Source organism: Endozoicomonas atrinae (genome assembly GCF_001647025.1).
Lineage (GTDB): Bacteria > Pseudomonadota > Gammaproteobacteria > Pseudomonadales > Endozoicomonadaceae > Endozoicomonas > Endozoicomonas atrinae.
The window spans coordinates 1-2,573 of sequence record NZ_LUKQ02000446.1 but is presented as its reverse complement, the minus strand read 5'-3'; the positions used below and the strand labels follow the sequence as shown (position 1 = coordinate 2,573).

Sequence of the window (2,573 nt, the reverse complement as noted above, 5' to 3'; positions counted from 1 at the left end):
ACCATTCGCACCGGAGTTAAACAGCTCAGAAAGGCTATGGGAGTGGATGCGGGAGCATGACTTATCAAACAAAGCATTTTCAGGTTATGAAAATATTGTAGATTGTTGCTGTGAAGCTTGGAATAACCTTTGCAGCGAAGCTGGTCGACTGTTCAGTCTGTGCTCCCGTGATTGGGCAGTTATACAGTAGTTAGAAAATTCAATTGGTATTACCTTCTGATAGAAGACGCATAATCAGAGGGGTAAAGTCACTGTCAGAAGAAACAATACAAAATGCGTCCATGTTCTTGGTGTAGAGAGTATCCATGGCATCAATGGTCATGGCCATATCGGTGGCGTTCTTGCCTTTGGTCAAATCAAACTGCTGAACTGGCTGGATCGCGTACTCGTGAAGCTGCTCCTCCCACCCTTTAATTGTGTGACTCTTCCAGTTTCCGTAGGCTCTGCGGATGCTTACGACACCATACTTGGCCATTTCAGAGAGGATCTTCTCAATTTTTCTGGCGGGAGCATTATCGGCATCAATAAAGAGGGCGATCTTCTGGTTGGACTCTGCCATTGGCATTCCCTGCTGCTTATTATTCTTGTCTATGGGTAAACAGTGTCCGATGATTTTCAGCAATTTGCAAAAAATGGCGATGAGGAAAGGTTCGGGACAGGCCTGAAATCAATAGCGTGTTGACAGGATGGTTATAATCGGCGGATTTCAGGCTTGGGCTGGCCGGCCATAAAGTTCATTACTGTCGTCATGTCCGGCAGTGTTTCTCTGGCCCCAAGGCCCTGACAGCAAATTGCTCCAGCAGCACTGGATAACAGCATATTATCTCTGAAGGAGAGTTGATTAATAAGGCCGGAACAAAAAGCACCATGAAATGCATCACCGGCTCCCATGCCATCAATACAATCGACTTGCCATGCTTTCAGGTGACCTTTCACGCCTTCCCAGCTCCAGATCGCTCCCTCGCTATCGAGGGTGACAATAAAACAGTGGCACAGTTTACTGAGAAGATGAATCGCCTTGTTCAGGTCTCTTGTTCCGGCATACTCCAGGGCAAATTGCCGGGAGCTGATAACAATATCCACATGACGACTTAAATAATGTGTGTCCGAAGTCAGGTGGCCGGCATCTAGAACGGTTATTGCATTAATGCGCTTTGCCAGAGCCAACCATTCGAGGCTGCTCGTTTTATTCTGTCCATCAAAAAGTATAACCCTGGGGGATAGATTGTACTCACCTGCAGAACGGAAGGTTGGGATATTATAATCCGTACTGACAATGCTGGTTGGTAACCCGGATTGACCGATGATGATTGATACTGGGGAAGGTATTGAGCTACGGCTGACCAGGTCCAGATTAACCCCTTCTCTGGCTAAATCATGGTATTGGACTTCACCAAAAACATCAGTGCTGATTGAGCCTGAAAATCCAACGGTACAACCCAGTCTGGCAGCAGCGACTGCCGTATTGGGGGCAACTCCGACACCATTGTAATTTAACGACGAAGCCGTTTGCTTTTGATTTGGTTTAAACCCTTCGTCGGTGAGTACATTGACATCAAAAGCTGAAACACCATGACAAATCAGTGTTAATTCATGCAATGCAGGTATTGGGCGTGGTACTCGTGCTCTCCAGTTTTTTACGGAAATATAGTTGATTCCTGGCCAGTCAGAAATGATGAGTTTGTCCCGGAGTGGAGGTGGCTGAATAGCAAATACTTTGTTCCCCAGTTGATATCTAGTCCATTTATGCTTGAGATTGATATATCTCCACATTAAGCTGCGCTCAGCAGTAGAGTCGTAATTTATGATGACTGCCTGGGGAGAGAGCCCTGGATTGGCTCCAGATGATGTACAGGACCAATAGAGACCAATAACAATGACTGAACAGACTCCTTATCACTTGCTGGGTGGTGATGAAGGCATTCGAGCACTGGCCAATGCATTTTATGATGCAATGGATGACCTGCCGGAAGCTGAGCACATTCGGAAGATGCATGCCCGTTCTCTGACCGATGTTAAAGAGAAGTTATATGAGTATCTCAGTGGATGGCTAGGTGGCCCTCACCTTTATCTTGAAAAATATGGAACTGTCTGTTTAACCGATCCGCACAAACCTTATGATATCAGTGAGTCAGCACGCGATCAGTGGCTCTATTGCTGGGAAAAGGCACTTGACCAGGTAGGTGCTACTGATGAACTGAAAGGTATGTTGAAAGAGCCAATCTTTAGACTGGCAGATTTTATGGTCAATCAGCGATAGTATTGAAGAAGCATTCTATAGGCTTGGGGCAGATTGTCTGCTGTTTCAAGCCCACATAACTGCAATGGGGCTAGCAGCGTTCAATATCCCATTCTAGGGAGCCTGTAAATAATTCTGTGTAAACGCCACCAAAACTATTACTCCTTGAACCGGTCAGGAAACATAATTTCAAACCGGTTCATGGCTGCTTTCCAGTTCCTGATCGGCATGGTCCATTTCTCGGAAGCTTTTTCCATGGCCAGATAGATTACCTTCATGACTGACTCATCAGTCCGAAAAATCTTCCGGTTCTTGATCGCCTTACGAATGACGC

General features: G+C 46.0%; 3 protein-coding genes and 2 pseudogenes. 2 read left to right on the top strand and 3 right to left on the bottom strand.

Annotated elements, in window-relative coordinates:
* A pseudogene (locus tag AK963_RS36110) lies at positions 1–190 on the top strand (IS630 family transposase); the annotation flags it as partial.
* A gap of 9 nt (positions 191–199) precedes the next feature.
* Here AK963_RS36110 and AK963_RS27675 read toward each other — a convergent pair.
* Positions 200–559, bottom strand: a complete 360-nt coding sequence (locus AK963_RS27675) for an NYN domain-containing protein (protein WP_238593876.1) — start codon at positions 557–559, stop codon at positions 200–202.
* A gap of 131 nt (positions 560–690) precedes the next feature.
* Positions 691–1,773: a carbohydrate kinase family protein gene (locus tag AK963_RS27670; RefSeq protein WP_066018540.1), complete on the bottom strand. Its 1,083-nt coding sequence runs from the start codon at positions 1,771–1,773 to the stop codon at positions 691–693.
* A 103-nt stretch (positions 1,774–1,876) separates the two neighbouring features.
* Here AK963_RS27670 and AK963_RS27665 point away from each other — a divergent pair, with 103 nt between their 5' ends.
* Positions 1,877–2,260 (top strand): group II truncated hemoglobin, encoded by a 384-nt coding sequence (locus tag AK963_RS27665; protein WP_066018539.1) that lies wholly within the window; start codon positions 1,877–1,879, stop codon positions 2,258–2,260.
* 137 nt (positions 2,261–2,397) lie between these two features.
* Here AK963_RS27665 and AK963_RS32665 read toward each other — a convergent pair.
* Positions 2,398–2,573: pseudogene (locus AK963_RS32665) on the bottom strand (IS256 family transposase); the annotation flags it as partial.

Bases quoted from the DNA above. Each gene is read 5' to 3' on its own strand.
- AK963_RS27675 (WP_238593876.1), bottom strand. From the start codon at position 559: ATGGCAGAGTCCAACCAGAAGATCGCCCTCTTTATTGATGCCGATAAT.
- AK963_RS27670 (WP_066018540.1), bottom strand. From the start codon at position 1,773: ATGTGGAGATATATCAATCTCAAGCATAAATGGACTAGATATCAACTG.
- AK963_RS27665 (WP_066018539.1), top strand. From the start codon at position 1,877: ATGACTGAACAGACTCCTTATCACTTGCTGGGTGGTGATGAAGGCATT.